At 66.3% G+C, this 14,047-nt stretch carries 13 protein-coding genes; 5 read left to right on the forward strand and 8 right to left on the reverse strand.

Going from position 1 to position 14,047, the window contains the following annotated elements:
- The 4 genes from E1748_RS14115 to E1748_RS14130 all read left to right on the forward strand — a co-directional run bounded on the left by E1748_RS14115 (nt 1) and on the right by E1748_RS14130 (nt 3,422).
- On the forward strand, nt 1-1,227 hold the full coding sequence (locus tag E1748_RS14115; RefSeq protein WP_133647844.1) for a beta-ketoacyl-ACP synthase: 1,227 nt from the start codon (nt 1-3) through the stop codon (nt 1,225-1,227).
- Nucleotides 1,224-2,462 (forward strand): beta-ketoacyl-[acyl-carrier-protein] synthase family protein, encoded by a 1,239-nt coding sequence (locus E1748_RS14120; protein ID WP_133647845.1) that lies wholly within the window; start codon nt 1,224-1,226, stop codon nt 2,460-2,462. Before E1748_RS14115 ends, E1748_RS14120 begins: the two co-directional genes overlap by 4 nt.
- Nucleotides 2,463-2,523: 61 nt before the next feature.
- Nucleotides 2,524-2,967, forward strand: a complete 444-nt coding sequence (locus E1748_RS14125) for a signal peptidase (RefSeq protein WP_133647846.1) — start codon at nt 2,524-2,526, stop codon at nt 2,965-2,967.
- Nucleotides 2,968-2,978: 11 nt separating this feature from the next.
- The gene (locus tag E1748_RS14130) at nt 2,979-3,422 is read left to right on the forward strand and encodes an excinuclease ABC subunit A (RefSeq protein ID WP_166653566.1); all 444 of its coding nucleotides are present in this window, start codon (nt 2,979-2,981) and stop codon (nt 3,420-3,422) included.
- 42 nt (nt 3,423-3,464) lie between these two features.
- On the opposite strand, the gene E1748_RS14135 is transcribed toward E1748_RS14130, so the two are convergent.
- On the reverse strand, nt 3,465-4,199 hold the full coding sequence (locus E1748_RS14135) for a class I SAM-dependent methyltransferase (RefSeq protein WP_133647847.1): 735 nt from the start codon (nt 4,197-4,199) through the stop codon (nt 3,465-3,467).
- A 109-nt stretch (nt 4,200-4,308) separates the two neighbouring features.
- Here E1748_RS14135 and E1748_RS14140 point away from each other — a divergent pair, with 109 nt between their 5' ends.
- Nucleotides 4,309-5,592, forward strand: coding sequence for an NAD(P)/FAD-dependent oxidoreductase (locus E1748_RS14140; protein ID WP_133647848.1), 1,284 nt, complete (start codon nt 4,309-4,311; stop codon nt 5,590-5,592).
- Between the two features lie 85 nt (nt 5,593-5,677).
- Here E1748_RS14140 and guaD read toward each other — a convergent pair whose 3' ends face one another.
- The 7 genes from guaD to E1748_RS14180 all read right to left on the reverse strand — a co-directional run bounded on the left by guaD (nt 5,678) and on the right by E1748_RS14180 (nt 14,032).
- Nucleotides 5,678-7,021, reverse strand: coding sequence for a guanine deaminase (gene guaD / locus E1748_RS14145; protein WP_133647849.1), 1,344 nt, complete (start codon nt 7,019-7,021; stop codon nt 5,678-5,680).
- Nucleotides 7,022-7,063: 42 nt separating this feature from the next.
- A complete protein-coding gene (locus E1748_RS14150; protein ID WP_133647850.1) occupies nt 7,064-8,110 on the reverse strand; it encodes an adenosine deaminase in 1,047 nt (348 codons plus the stop codon).
- A 132-nt stretch (nt 8,111-8,242) separates the two neighbouring features.
- A complete protein-coding gene (gene xdhC / locus E1748_RS14155; protein ID WP_133647851.1) occupies nt 8,243-9,274 on the reverse strand; it encodes a xanthine dehydrogenase accessory protein XdhC in 1,032 nt (343 codons plus the stop codon).
- 604 nt (nt 9,275-9,878) lie between these two features.
- Nucleotides 9,879-10,388: a disulfide bond formation protein B gene (locus E1748_RS14165; RefSeq protein ID WP_133647853.1), complete on the reverse strand. Its 510-nt coding sequence runs from the start codon at nt 10,386-10,388 to the stop codon at nt 9,879-9,881.
- Nucleotides 10,389-10,518: 130 nt separating this feature from the next.
- On the reverse strand, nt 10,519-11,904 hold the full coding sequence (locus tag E1748_RS14170) for an amidase (RefSeq protein ID WP_133647854.1): 1,386 nt from the start codon (nt 11,902-11,904) through the stop codon (nt 10,519-10,521).
- Between the two features lie 4 nt (nt 11,905-11,908).
- Nucleotides 11,909-12,586 carry a GntR family transcriptional regulator gene (locus tag E1748_RS14175; RefSeq protein WP_133647855.1) on the reverse strand — a complete coding sequence of 226 codons (678 nt, stop codon included), beginning with the start codon at nt 12,584-12,586 and terminating at the stop codon, nt 11,909-11,911.
- 90 nt (nt 12,587-12,676) lie between these two features.
- Complete coding sequence (locus tag E1748_RS14180; RefSeq protein WP_133647856.1) at nt 12,677-14,032, reverse strand: MFS transporter; 1,356 nt, start codon at nt 14,030-14,032, stop codon at nt 12,677-12,679.
- Nucleotides 14,033-14,047 lie beyond the last annotated feature (15 nt).

Consider the following 14,047-nt stretch of genomic DNA (forward strand, 5'->3'; position numbering starts at 1 on the left):
ATGAAGCGTGTCGTCATAACCGGCATGGGCGGGGTCACGGCGTTCGGGAATCGCTGGGACGAGATCGAAGCACGCTTGCGCAGCGGTCGCAACGCGGTGCGGCGCATGAGCGAGTGGGATTACTTCACGTCGCTGCATACGCGGCTTGCGTGTCCGTTGCCGGGGTTTGTCGCGCCAGTCGACTATCCGCGCAAGAAGACGCGTTCGATGGGGCCTGTGTCGATGTACGCGGTACGCGCGAGCGAACTCGCGCTAGAAGACGCTGGCCTGGCCGACGACCTGTCGATTCGCGACGGCCGCATGGGCGTCGCCTACGGTTCGTCGTCGGGATCGGTCGCGCCGATCCGCGCATTCGGCACGATGCTCGAAACGGGCTCGATGAGCGACGTCACGTCGAACAGCTACGTGCAGATGATGCCGCACACCACGGCCGTCAACGTGAGCCTGTTCTGGGATCTGAAGGGGCGCATCGTCCCGACGTCGTGTGCGTGCGCGTCGGGCAGTCAGGCGATCGGCTACGCGTACGAAACGATTGCGATGGGCCGCCAGCAACTGATGCTCGCAGGCGGCGCAGAGGAACTGTCGGGACCGGCCGTCGCCGTGTTCGACACGCTGTATGCGACCAGTACCCGCAACGACGAACCGCATCTGACGCCGCGTCCATTCGACGCGAAGCGCGACGGCCTCGTCGTCGGCGAGGGGGCCGCGACACTCGTGCTCGAAGAGTACGAGCATGCGGTCGCGCGCGGCGCGCGGATTCACGCGGAGATCGTCGGTTTCGGCTGCAATTCGGACGGCGCGCACATGACGCAGCCGACCGCCGAAACGATGGCGCTCGCAATGCGTCTCGCGCTCGACGACGCCAAACTTCCCGCCGATGCGATCGCGTACGTGAATGCGCACGGCACGTCGACCGATCGCGGCGATATCGCGGAGAGCCAGGCGACGGCGCAGGTCTTCGGCGAACGGATGCCGATCAGTTCGCTGAAGAGCTACGTCGGCCACACGCTCGGCGCGTGCGGCGCGCTCGAGGCCTGGTGGACGATCGAGATGATGAAGCACAACTGGTACGCGCCGACGCTGAACCTGACCGACGTCGATCCGGCCTGCGCGCCGCTCGACTATATCGTCGGTACAGGCCGCGAGATCGACGCGGAGTACGTGATGAGCAACAACTTCGCGTTCGGCGGAATCAATACGTCGCTTGTGTTCAGGCGCGCCCGATGAGCGGCGAGGCAATGCAGCGGACGCGGGTGGTGGTCACGGGCATGGGCATCGTGTCGTGTCTCGGCAATACGCTCGACGGCGTGTCGGCCGCGCTGCGCGACGGGCACAGCGGTGTGTCGCGGGTCGATGCGTGGCGCGAGCGCGGTTTCGGCACCCAGGTCGCGGGCGTCGCCTCGGTCGACGGGGCGGTGCCGTTCGACCGCCGCTTCGAGCGCTTCATGGGCGATACCGCACGCTTCGCGTGCCATGCGGCGCGCAGTGCGATCGCCGATGCCGGGCTCGATGCGGCGACGCTGCGCACGCCGCGCGTGGGTGCGGTGATCGGTTCGGGCGTCGGCACGATGTCGACCTACGACGCGTCGATGGCGATCGCTCATGCGCGCGGCGTCGACAGGGTGCCGCCGTATACCGTGCCGCAGGCGATGAGCAGCACCGCGTCGGCGAACGTCGCGCAGGTGTTCGGACTCGAGGGCGTCAGCTATTCGCCGTCGTCCGCGTGCACGACGTCGGCGCTCGCGATCGGCCAGGCGATGCAACTGATCCAGAGCGGCCGGCAAACGATCGTACTGGCCGGCGGCAGCGAAGCACTGCACGACAACATGACGCTGATGTTCGACGCGATGGGCGCATTGTCGCGGCGTTTCAACGACACGCCGCAGCGTGCATCGCGTCCGTACGACACCGCACGCGACGGTTTTGTGATCGCGTCGGGCGGCGGCGTGTTGATGCTCGAAGCGCTCGATCACGCGCTCGCACGCGGCGCGCGGATCTACGCGGAACTCGCGGGCTTCGGCGAGGGCACCGACGGCGCCGGCATGGTGACGCCGCGCGCATCCGGCATTGCGCGCGCGCTGCGCGGCGCACTCGACGAAGCGGGTGTGCGGCCCGACTACATCAACGCGCACGGCCCGTCGACGCCGCTCGGCGACGTCGAAGAACTGCGCGCATTCACCGACGTATTCGGCGCGGACGTCCCGCCGTTTTCGTCGACGAAGGGGCTCACCGGTCATCCGCTCGGTGCGTGCGGTGTGCACGAGGCGATCTATACGCTGCTGATGATGCGCGACGGTTTCGTCGCGGGGAATACGGCGATCGACAACCCGGATCCGCTGCTCGACGGAATGCCGCTCGTGCGGCGTACGCACGACGCGACGCTTGCAGCGGCGATGTCGGTGTCGTTCGGCTTCGGCGGCAGCTGCGCGAGTCTGATGTTCCGTGCATGGCCGCATGGATGAAATCACGTAGTAGAGACAACACAACCATCACAACGCAGTGATCACAACGAGGAAAACGACCATGAAAATCCGCTACGCAACCGGGGCACTCGCCATCGCCACCATCGCCGCTGTCACGCTGACCGGCTGCGCGACCAATGTACGCTCGCTGCCGCTCGGCACCGCGCTTGCGCAACCGACCGGCGGCGACTCGGTGCAGCTCTATTTCGGTTCGCAGTCGCACCCGGCCGTGAAGACGCAGCTCGGCGAAGTGTCCGCATCGGCGCGTCTCGCGCGCAAGACCGACGGAGAAAAAGAATCGTGCGACGCAACGCTCGCGGATGCGCTCGCGCATCTGCGCGGCGACGCGCGTAGCCGCCACGGCAACGCGGTCATCAACATCCGCACCAGCTTCCATTCGACTGAAACCGCCGCGCCCGACACGTTCACGTGCGGCGTAAGCGGCAGCGCCGCGGCGCTGCACGTGCGCGGCGACGTCGTCGTGCTCGACAACGGCCAGCAATAAGGGGAACCGGGATGCGACATCAACTGATCCGTATTGCGCTGCTTTCCGCAGTCTGTTCGTTCGCCGCGACGCATGCGTTCGCGCGCGACTCGATCGCCAGCTATCCGGTCGACGCTGCGCTGCATAGCGAGCCCGGCAAGGTCGGCGACGACGTGGCGCTGTACTTCGCGGGGCAGTCGCATCCCGCTGTCGCGCAGTCGCTCGGCGAGGTCGCAACGAACAGGAAGACCAACGCGTTCGGCAAGAGCGATGCCGACGCGTGCCAGCATGTGTTCCTGTCGGCGGTGATCGCGCTGCAGGACAGCGCGCGCAAGCAGGGCGCCAACGCGGTGATCAACATCAAGAGCAACTACCACAACGAGGAGCGCGCGAGCGCGACCGAGTTTATGTGTGGTGCGGGTGCGATGGTCGCGGGCGTTGCGTTGAAGGGCGAAGTCGTGAAGCTGCGGAAGTGAGGCGTGACACGTGCTGCGTGAAGCTACGCAGCACGCGGTGGATCAGACGGCTTTCACTGCCGCCACGTTGACCAGCGTTTCGCGGCGCTTGCCCGGTTTCGGTCGGTACAGACCGAGCCGTTCGAGCAGCCCGAAGTCCTTCGCGCGGCTCCACCACAGGTAGGGCAGCGATACGTTGTGCGGAGCGAACACGAAGCCGGCTTCGCGGATCATCTGCAGGTAGCCGTCGGCGCTTTTCTGCACGTGCATCGGATGGCGGAACAGCAGCCGGATCACCCACGACTTGATGTACGCATCGGTCGATTCGGCGAACAGCAGCACGCCGCCCGGTTTCAGCACGCGACGGAATTCGGCAAGTGCGCGCTCCTGCTCGACGAGGTGGTGGAACGTTTGATGGCAGAACACGATGTCCGCGCTGGCGTCGGGCAACGGCAGGTTCGCGCAGTCGCCGTGCAGTAGTTCGACGTCGGCGGGCGCGGCCGGCTCGGCGCGCAGACGGGCTGCGGCCTGTCTGGCGAGCGCGAGCGACGGTTCATGAAAGTCGATGCCGACGATGCGCCGCGGCCGGAATGCGCGGGCCAGCAGATGGAACGAGATGCCCTGGCCGCAGCCGACATCGACGATCGTGGGGGCATCGGGTGGCGTATCGACGAGCTTTTTGAGGTCGTCGATCGCGACGCGCAGGACGTGGTGCTCCCACGTATGAGTACGCAGGAACCAGATGCCGAAGGCCGTTTCCGGCACGTACGGCACACTGGAAGTTTCGGATGGCGACACGTGATTTCCCCGGTGAATGCACGGCCTCGCCTGGGCGAGTGCCCGTCATTGTAAAGGCAACCTGCGCGCGCGAGTACGCGTGCGCGCTGTCGGCATGGCGCCGCCACGCATGACAGATAACGAAGTGCAACGAAGCGAGGAAGAGTTGAACGGATTATCTACATCCCAGGGCGCGACCGTCGACGTCGCGATCATCGGTGCGGGCCCCTCCGGCGCGGTCGCGGCTGCGATGCTGCGGCGTGCCGGTCACTCGGTGTTGGTGCTCGAGCGACAGCATTTCCCGCGTTTCTCGATCGGCGAGAGCCTGCTGCCGCAGAGCATGACGTATCTCGAGGAGGCCGGCATGCTGCAGGCCGTGGTCGAAGCCGGTTTCCAGTACAAGAACGGCGCGCACTTTATCCGCGACGGCGTCGAGTCGTCGTTCGATTTCCGCGACAAGCACACGCCGGGTTGGGGTACGACGTATCAGGTGGAGCGCGCGGTGTTCGACGATCTGCTGATCCGCTGTGCGGCGGAGCAGGGCGCGGAGGTGCGTTTCGGCCACACGGTGCGCGCGATGCAGACCGGCGATGCGCCGACGCTTGAAGTCGAAGACGAAGCCGGCACGACGTACCGGGTCGACGCGCGCTTCGTGCTCGACGCGAGCGGCTTCGGCCGGGTGCTGCCGCGCCTGCTGAATCTCGAGGCGCCGACGCGGATGCCGGCACGCGCCGCGCTCTTCACGCATGTGCACGACGCGCTGCCGGCGGGTTCGACCGACCGCAACAAGATCAGCATTGCCGTGCATCCGCAGCGGCGCGACATCTGGTACTGGATGATTCCGCTCGCGGGCGGACGATCTTCGGTGGGTTGTGTCGGCGATGCGGAATTTTTTGACGCGCCCGAAGGCGGGCACGATGCGCTGTTGCGCGGCCTGATCAATCAGGAGCCGACGCTAGGCAAGCTGATCGGCGCGGCGCCGTTCATGATGCCGGTGCGGCAGATCGGCGGCTATGCGTCGAATGTCGAGCGTCTGCACGGACCGGGCTATGCGCTGCTCGGCAACGCGGGCGAGTTTCTCGATCCGGTGTTCTCGTCGGGGGTGACGATCGCGCTGCGTTCGGCACATCTCGCGACGCGCGTCGTCTCGCGTCTGCTGCGTGGAGAGGCGGTGGACTGGCAGGCCGATTACGATGTGCCGCTGCGCAAGGGTATCGATGCGTTCCGTGCGTTCGTCGACCGCTGGTACACCGGCGAGCTGCAGGACATCGTCTTCTATCAGAACCAGACGCCGGCGATCCGCCGGATGATCAGCGCGGTGCTCGCGGGTTATGCGTGGGATGAGACGAATCCGTACGTCGCGGATCCTGTGCGTCGACTCAATGCGCTGCACGAGGTGTGTGTGCAGGGGTGATGTGATGCGCCGCGAGGTTCGCTTCGCGGCGCATGCGCTTCATCGTTGAGCGTTGCGTGTTACGTGTTGCTCGCGTATTGCCGCGTTACGCGGCGATCTTCGCCGCTCTCGCCGGATGCGCCCGCTCCCGCTGCCCATCGCGTCGATGCACGCATTCCCCCGCCGCATAGGTCGCATACACCGCGCGATCGTCGCCGAGCAGGGCCAGCGCAAACAGCAGTTCCTCCAGCGATTCCACTCGCGACGTACGGCGCGCGAGCAACGGCGTCGCCGCCGGATCGAGCACGACGAAATCCGCTTCCGAATTCGGCGCGAGCGTGCCGATCTTGTCGCCGAGATCGAGGGCCTGCGCGGCGCCCGCTGTCGCCAGCCAGAACATCCGCGTCGCAGTCAGATGATGGCCCGCGAGACGCGCGACCTTGTGCGCTTCGTTCATCGTCTGCAGCATCGAGAACGACGTGCCGCCGCCGACGTCGGTTGCGAGTGCGACCGGCATGCCGGTTTCGCCGGCCTTGTCGAAATCGAACAGCCCGCTGCCGAGAAACAGATTCGAGGTCGGACAGTGCGCAGCGACCGTGCCGGTCTGCGCCATCCGCTTGCGGTCTTCATCGTCGAGATAAATGCAGTGGCCGTACACCGCGCGCCGACGCAGCAACCCGTAGTGATCGTAGATGTCGAGATAACTGCGATGACCGGGGAACAGGCTTTCGACCCACTTCACTTCGTCGGTATTTTCCGCGACATGGCTCTGGATAAACACGTCCTGATGCTGCTTCGCGAGCGTGCCGCACGCTTCGAGTTGCGCTTCGGTCGACGTCGGTGCGAAGCGCGGCGTGAGCGCGTACATCTGCCGGCCTTTGTTGTGCCAGCGGCCGATCAGTTCGGCACTGTCGTCGTAGCCGGACTGCGCGGTATCGCGCAGGAACTCGGGGCAGTTGCGGTCCATCAGCACCTTGCCGGCGACCATCCGCAGGTTGCGCGCGTCGCTCTCGGTGAAGAGCGCATCCGCCGATTGCTTGTGCACCGTGCAGTAGACGAGCGCGGTCGTCGTGCCGCACGCGAGCAGTTCGTCGACGAAGAAGCGCGCAGTGTCCGCGGCCACTGCAGGATCGGCGAAGCCGCGTTCGGTCGGGAACGTGTACGTGTCGAGCCACGGCAACAACCCAGGCGCCGGCGACGCGATCATGTCGGTCTGCGGATAGTGAATGTGCGTATCGATGAAGCCCGGCACGATCAGTTTGTCGCGCATCTCGTGGACCGTCGTGCCCGGCGCGAGCTGCTTCGACACGGCCGCATACGCGCCTGCCGCGACGACGCGGCCGTCGTCGACGATCAGCAGACCGTCTTCGTCGAAGACCGCCGCATGGGACGATTGCGCGGGATCGCCGGTGAAGGTCAGCAGGGAAGCGCGGTAAGCCGTTTGAGTCATGGGGAAAACTGTCTCTGTGATGTTGTAGGAATCTAAAACCGGTTAGCGGACGGCGGAGCCGTGCCAGTAACCGTCGAGCCGCGCGATCAGCGCGGCGCGTTCGGCGGGCGTCACGAACGACGCTTCGAAACTGTTGCGCACGATCGTGTAGACCTCGCGATCGGTGAGTTGCAGCGCTTCGATCGTCGCGAAGTAATTGGTGTTCACGTAGCCGCCGAAATACGCGGGGTCGTCGGAATTCACGGTGACTGCGACGCCGCGATCGAGCAGTGCCTTCAGCGTGTGCTTCGTGAGATCGTCGAATACGCACAGCTTCAGGTTCGATAGCGGACAAACCGTCAACGCGACGCGCGAATCGGCGAGTCGCGTGACGAGCGCCGGATCTTCGATACTGCGCACGCCGTGATCGACGCGATCCACTTTCAGCAGATCGAGCGCTTCGTACACGTACGACGGCGGCCCTTCCTCGCCCGCGTGCGCGACGAGCTTGAGTCCCTTCGCGCGCGCTTTCGCGAATACGCGCTCGAACTTCGACGGCGGATGACCCCGCTCCGACGAATCGAGGCCGACGCCGATCAGCCGATGCGCGTAGCGATCGAACAGCGGCAGTGCAGCGTCGAACGTCGCGAGCGCGTCCTCTTCGGACAGATGACGCAGGAAACACAGGATCAGTTTGCTCGACAGGCCACGCTTTTCACCGTCGGCGAGTGCACGTTCGATACCGGCGACCACGGTATCGATCGATACGCCGCGCTCGGTATGCGTTTGCGGATCGAAGAAAATTTCGGTGTGCGCGACGTGGTCTTCGAGCGCGCGCTCGACGTAGGCCATCGTCATGTCGTAGAAATCCTGCTCGTGGAGCAGCACGCTTGCGCCTGCGTAGTAGATGTCGAGGAACGACTGCAGATCGGTGAACGCGTACGCGGTGCGCAGTTCGTCGATCGATGCGTACGGCAGCTTCACGCCGTTGCGTTCGGCGAGCTTGAAGATCAGCTCGGGTTCGAGCGAGCCTTCGATGTGGATGTGCAGTTCGGCCTTCGGTGCGCGGGCGACCTTGTCGATAAGCGCGGAGGTATTCGTTGTGGTCATGTTCGTTTTGGTCGGTGCAGGGTGTTCTGTTCGTGCAATTCGTGCGATTGATTGAATGGGTTCGGTAACGTGCGCGCCGCTGGGGTTCGGCGCGGGCGTCGTGCGAAACGCGTTGTTAAGTTCAGGTTGCGTTCAGGTCGCCCCGCGCGCGGCGGCTGCCGTCTGATGTGCACTGTGCTGCGCGTTCGCCTCGACGGCCTGCAACATCTGCGCGGCGGCGGAGATTGCGATGATCTCGGGCGACTTGTCGACGATTCCGTCGACGCCCAACGGACACTTCATCCGCGCGATCTGCGACGGGTCGATGCCGCGCGCGGCGAGCCGGTGTTCGAACTGCTTGCGCTTCGTGTGCGAGCCGATCATCCCGAAGAACGCGTAGTCGCCGCGCAGCAGGATGCGCTCGGCCAGTTCCAGGTCGCGTTGATGGGTGTGCGTCATCACGATGAAGTACGTGTTCGGTGCGGCTTCGTCGATGGCGGCGTCGGGGGCGTCGCTCGCGTCGATCGTGAGGTTGGCTGCGTTCAGCGTTTCGGGCGGCGGGAATTGCGCGTCGCGTTCGTCGATCCAGCGCACACGACACGGCAGTGTTGCAAGCACGCGCACGAGTGCCGCGCCGACGTGGCCCGCGCCGAACAGCATCACGGAAAATTCACGCGGCGCGATGGTTTCGGTGAGCAGCGCGCCGCTCGCTTCGAAGCCCGGACCGTCCCACAGCAGACAGTCCGCACGCTCGACACCGGGTTCCGGCTCGGACAGCAGCACCGCATCGGGCGCGCCGAACGACACGCTGCGCACGGTCGACTGGCCGGCGGCCACGCGCTTTGCCAACGACGTCACCCAGCCCAGATCGCCCACGTCGAGCCGTTCGAACGCGAGCACGACCGCGCCGCCGCAGCACTGGCCGAGGCTTGGCCCGAGTGCGAAGCGTTCGAGCCGGCGCGCGCGCGGCATGCGCATGCCTTCTTTCAGCACCTGGCGCGCGGTTTCGATTGCTTTCCATTCGAGGTGTCCGCCGCCGATCGTATGCTTCGCCGACTCGCGCGTGACGATCATCTTCGTGCCGGCTTCGCGCGGCGCCGAGCCTTCGGCGCGCGCGACCGTGACCAGTACGACGGCATCGCCGTGCGCGAGCAGCTGTTGAAGATCGGGCAGCCAGGCTTCCATCGTGCGCGCTCCGTCAGCGTCCGCCCGAGACGTTCGGGCGGGCGGGTGAGTGCGACGGGGAGAGGGGAAACGCGGCAGCGAACGCACGCGGCGCGGCTGGCAAGAAAGACGGGACGAGCCGATGCGCGGCCACTACCGTCGCGACGGCGCGGACGGTCTTGTGGCTGAGGCTCGAGATGCGGATGGTTTGCTTTGTCATGGCGAATCCGAAAGACATTGCGGACCGGGCGCGCGTTACGCAGGGGGTCGTGCCGTAGCCGGCCTCGCGCACGTAGATCGCCATCCAGTTCCGAAGATAGCACTCCCGCGCGAAGAAAATATTCCCCCCGGGTAATGAGGGGTATTCGAGCGGGGGTATCAGCGGGAGGGGATCGGCGATCGCGCCCCGCTCATCCTGTGATTCGCGGCGGCGGCGGAAGTTGCGCGGGCGGGGCGGTGGGGAGGGCGCCGATACGGTGTCGGACGTGGCGGGGTCAAGTCCGGAAAGGCTCAGCGGGCTGCCTTGGCTGCGGCAGCCTGGCCAGAACAGCGGGAGGTGTCCGGCGCACGGAAAAAACCGCCCCGTGCCCTGTGCCCCGCCCCCCGCGCTGTCGCTACACGTCGCTCAACTGTAGCGCCGACGATTCCGCACCAGGCTCAACACCAGCGGCACGAACGCGACGACGTAGCCGATCAGCGACCACATCGGCAGCGACAGACCGAGGATCGGCGGATACGGCGTTTCGCACAGGCCACCGACCTTGAACACGCCCGGCAGCCAGTGCGCGGGCGGCAGGCTGTCGACGAGCGGTTGCAGCGCATCGAACCCGCAGCTGAAACCGGGATTCGCCTGAATGTACACATGACGCGCCGCCGTCACGATGCCCGCCGCCGCGGACAACGCCGCGAGCAATTCGAGCAGCCGCACGCCGCGCCAGCCGCGCAGCCGCGCGCCGAGGAACGCGAAGACCGCGATCAGCAGATAGAAATAGCGTTGCATGATGCACAGCGGACACGGATCTTCCTGCTTGAAGTACTGCAGATACAGCGCGCCCGCGACCATCGCGAGACAGATGAAACCGAGCAGGACGAGCAGGGAGCGTTCGCGGCGCAGGACGGCGGGGTCGTTGTTCATGAGTCGATCGGATGGCGGTCGGTGGAGCCCGGCCAGATCGGCCGGGCAGGTGCCCGCGATTCTAGCGCGAACCAGGGCAGTTTCGCGCTCGTGCTCACTTACTTGAACGACCGTCGGCCCGCCGTGCCCGCTAGCGGATCGTCGTCAGCACCGCTTCGACCGCGCGGCCGACCGCGAGCAGCGCGTCGTCGCCATGCGGCGCGCCCGCCAGCATCAGACCGACCGGCGCGTCGCCGCGACGATGACATGGCAGCGACAGCGCGCAGGTATCGAGGAAATTGAACGCGCTCGGGTTGCGCAGGATCAGCGCGTTGGTGCGGCCGAATGCGTCGTCATCGTCGACCAGATCGGCGACGCGCGGCGGCACGACCGGCACGGTTGGCGCGACCAGCGCGTCGAAGCGTTGCCACAGCGCGCGCGCCGCGTCGAGCATCGCGCGGCGTTCGGCGACCAGGTCGAGGTAGTCGGCGGCGCTGGCCGGCTGACCTTTCAGAATGCGCGTCAGCACGCGCGGGTCGTACAGATCGCGATGCCGTTCGAGCAGCGGACGGTGCCACGCATACGCCTCGATCGGCGAGAAACCGAAGCGGTTGATTTCCGCGAGGCGGTCGAGCGGCGCGAAGCGCACTTCCGTGACGATCGCGCCGGCCGCTTCGAGATGCTTGAGCGCGGCGTCGACCGCGTCGGCGACTGCCGGCTCGACGCCGTCGGTCACGTAGTTCGTCAGCACGCCGAGGCGCACGCCTTCAAGCGGCCGCGCATCCGGCACGCGCGGTTCGAGACCGGCGAGCATCCGGTCCAGCAGCGCACAGCACGCAACCGATACGCCGATCGGCCCGAACGAATCGAGCGTCGTCGACAGCGGCACGCCGCCTTGCTTCGGGATGCGGTCGGCGGTCGGCTTGAAGCCGGTCAGTCCGCACAGCGCCGCCGGGATGCGGATCGAGCCGCCGGTGTCGGTGCCGAGCGCGATCGCCGCCATGCCGTCCGCGACCGACGCCGCCGCACCCGACGACGAGCCGCCCGAGATCCGTTCGTCGCCCGCTACGCCGCGCCGGTACGGCGACAGCGGATGGCCGTAGTGCGGGTTCAGGCCGAGCCCGGAGAACGCGAACTCGCTCATGTTGGTGCGCCCGACGATCACCGCGCCCGCGCGCTTGAGCCGTGCGACGGCGAGTGCGTCCGACGTTGCGGGCGGCGCGTCGGCGAGCACGCGGGAGCCCGCGCGCGTCACCTGGCCTTCAATGTCGAACAGGTCTTTCACCGACACCGGAATGCCGGCGAGCGGCGACAGTACCGTGCCGGCGGCACGCAGACGGTCGTGCGCGTCGGCGGCGGCGCGCGCGTGGTCCGCGTCGACGTGCATGAATACGGTCGACCCTTGGCCCGCCGGATCGGCGATCCGGTCGAGCGCGGTTTCGACGAGCGCGCGGCTCGTGGTGCGGCCCGCGGCGAGATCGGCGGCGAGCTGGGCGAGCGGCGGGAAGGGGGTGAAGCGCGTGGATTCGGTGGCCATGATTTCAGATCCGGTTGAAAAGGGTCGCGCGGAAGGCTTCGATGTGCCGCTGCACGGAGCGACGCGCGCCGTCGGCGTCGCGCTCGCGCAGCAGGCGGAAGAGTTCGAGATGTTCTTCGTGGACGTCTTCGAGATGATGCGGCTCGGACAGCGAGATGAACCAGAAACGCAGCGAGCGTTCGTGCAGTCCGCGCAGGATGTCGGCGAGCACGGCGTTGCGCGATGCGGCTGAAATAGCCAGATGGAATTCGCGGTCGATGACCATCATCCCTTCGACATCATGCGCCGCGACGCATACCGCCGAGCGGTCTAGCAACGCCTGCATCGTCGCGAAGTCGTGCGCCTGCGCGTGACGCGCGGCGAGTTCGACGCAATAGGTTTCGTTGACGAGCCGCACGTCGATGATCGCGAGTACGTCGTCGAGCGACACGGGGCGCACCATGATGCCCTTGCGCGGCATGATGGTCAGCATCCCTTCGTGCACGAGCCGGTGCAGCGCCTGGTGAACAGGCGTGCGGCCGATGCCGGTGAGCGCCATCAGATCGGCTTCGTTGAGCACTTCGCTCGGGCGCAGGCGCATCGTGATGATCTCGCGCTTGACGAAGTCGTACGCCTGCTCGGCGAGGCTCGCAGTGTTCTGTCGCGCTGCACGGGCAGCGCTGGAGGGAGACGGAAGCGTCATGAAAACGGGGGCGGTCGGTGTTGCCGGGCATTGTAGAACACCGCCGCGCGATGCTTCGCGGTGCCGTTGCGAAGCACTGCGCGACGCATGTCAGCGAGCCGCACCATGCAACACCTTCACACGCGGCATCGCGAGCGTCACGATACCGCCGACGATGAGCGCCCCGGCAATCAGCAGCAGCCCATACGTGACCGTGTGCGTCGCGTCCTTGACGATCCCGAGCACGTACGGGCTCACGTAGCCCGCGAGATTCGCAATCGAGTTGATCACCGCGATGCCGGCGACCGCAGCCGTGCCTTGCAGGAACGTCGTCGACATCGACCAGAATATGCCGAAGCCCGCGAGGATGCCGATGTACGCGATCGACAGACCGGTCACCGCGAGCGGGATCGAGTTCGTCACCGACGCGCTGCCGATCAACCCCGCCGCGCCCAGAAAACAGCAAATCGCGTAGTGCCAGCGCCGCTCGCCCGTCACGTCCGACGACCGGCCGATCAGGATCATCCCGATGCCCGCCGCGAGATACGGAATCGCGGTGACGAAACCGTTGGTGACGAGATCGGTGACGCCGAGATCCTTGACGATCTGCGGCAGCCAGAACGAGAAGCCCGCATTGCCGGTGACGAGGCAGAAATAGATCAGCGTCAGCAGCCAGAAGCGGCCTGAACGCAGCGCGACCGCGAGGCTGTGCTCGGCGCCGGCTGCGGCAGCGGCGTTGTTGTCGACGGCGAGTCGTGCGAGCACCACGCGCTTTTCGTCGGCGGTGAGCCATGCGGCTTCGGCGGGCGTGTTGCGCAATACGGCGAGCGCCCAGAAGCCGGCGAGGATCGACGGGATGCCTTCGATCAGGAACATCCACTGCCAGCCGCGCAGCCCGTGCGTCTCATGCAGCGCGGACATCAGGAAGCCGGACAGCGGCGCGCCGATGATGCCCGCGACCGGAATCGCGGCCATGAACACGGCGACCATCCGCGCGCGGCGGTCGGCGGGAAACCAGAACGTCAGATACAGCACGACGCCAGGCACGAGCCCGGCCTCCGCGACGCCGAGCAGGAAGCGCAGCACGTAGAACGCGGTCTCCGAATGGATGAACATCATCGCGCACGACAGCGCGCCCCACAGCATCGTGATCCGCGCGATCGTCGCGCGGGCGCCAAAGCGTTTCAGCAGCAGATTGCTCGGCACTTCGAACACGAAGTAGCCGAAGAAAAAGATACCCGCGCCGAGCCCATACGCCGCGTTCGACAGCCCGAGGTCGCCGGTGAACTGCAGCTTCGCGTAGCCGATGTTCACGCGGTCGAGATACGACAGCACGTAGACGAGAAACAGGAACGGCATGATGCGCCACGTGATCTTGCGTAGTGCGATGGCTTCGAGTTCGGCGTTGTCGTGCCTGGTGGACGATGTTTTTTCGACCACGGGAGCGGAGGCTGGGGATGGGCTCATGAGGGGCTCAGGAAA

Source organism: Paraburkholderia flava (assembly GCF_004359985.1).
Taxonomy (GTDB): Bacteria; Pseudomonadota; Gammaproteobacteria; order Burkholderiales; family Burkholderiaceae; genus Paraburkholderia; species Paraburkholderia flava.

Coding starts and splice junctions, on each gene's coding strand:
- E1748_RS14115 (WP_133647844.1), top strand. CDS start 1: ATGAAGCGTGTCGTCATAACCGGCATGGGCGGGGTCACGGCGTTCGGG.
- E1748_RS14120 (WP_133647845.1), top strand. CDS start 1,224: ATGAGCGGCGAGGCAATGCAGCGGACGCGGGTGGTGGTCACGGGCATG.
- E1748_RS14125 (WP_133647846.1), top strand. CDS start 2,524: ATGAAAATCCGCTACGCAACCGGGGCACTCGCCATCGCCACCATCGCC.
- E1748_RS14130 (WP_166653566.1), top strand. CDS start 2,979: ATGCGACATCAACTGATCCGTATTGCGCTGCTTTCCGCAGTCTGTTCG.
- E1748_RS14140 (WP_133647848.1), top strand. CDS start 4,309: ATGACAGATAACGAAGTGCAACGAAGCGAGGAAGAGTTGAACGGATTA.
- guaD (WP_133647849.1), bottom strand. CDS start 7,021: ATGACTCAAACGGCTTACCGCGCTTCCCTGCTGACCTTCACCGGCGAT.
- E1748_RS14150 (WP_133647850.1), bottom strand. CDS start 8,110: ATGACCACAACGAATACCTCCGCGCTTATCGACAAGGTCGCCCGCGCA.
- xdhC (WP_133647851.1), bottom strand. CDS start 9,274: ATGGAAGCCTGGCTGCCCGATCTTCAACAGCTGCTCGCGCACGGCGAT.
- E1748_RS14165 (WP_133647853.1), bottom strand. CDS start 10,388: ATGAACAACGACCCCGCCGTCCTGCGCCGCGAACGCTCCCTGCTCGTC.
- E1748_RS14170 (WP_133647854.1), bottom strand. CDS start 11,904: ATGGCCACCGAATCCACGCGCTTCACCCCCTTCCCGCCGCTCGCCCAG.
- E1748_RS14175 (WP_133647855.1), bottom strand. CDS start 12,586: ATGACGCTTCCGTCTCCCTCCAGCGCTGCCCGTGCAGCGCGACAGAAC.
- E1748_RS14180 (WP_133647856.1), bottom strand. CDS start 14,032: ATGAGCCCATCCCCAGCCTCCGCTCCCGTGGTCGAAAAAACATCGTCC.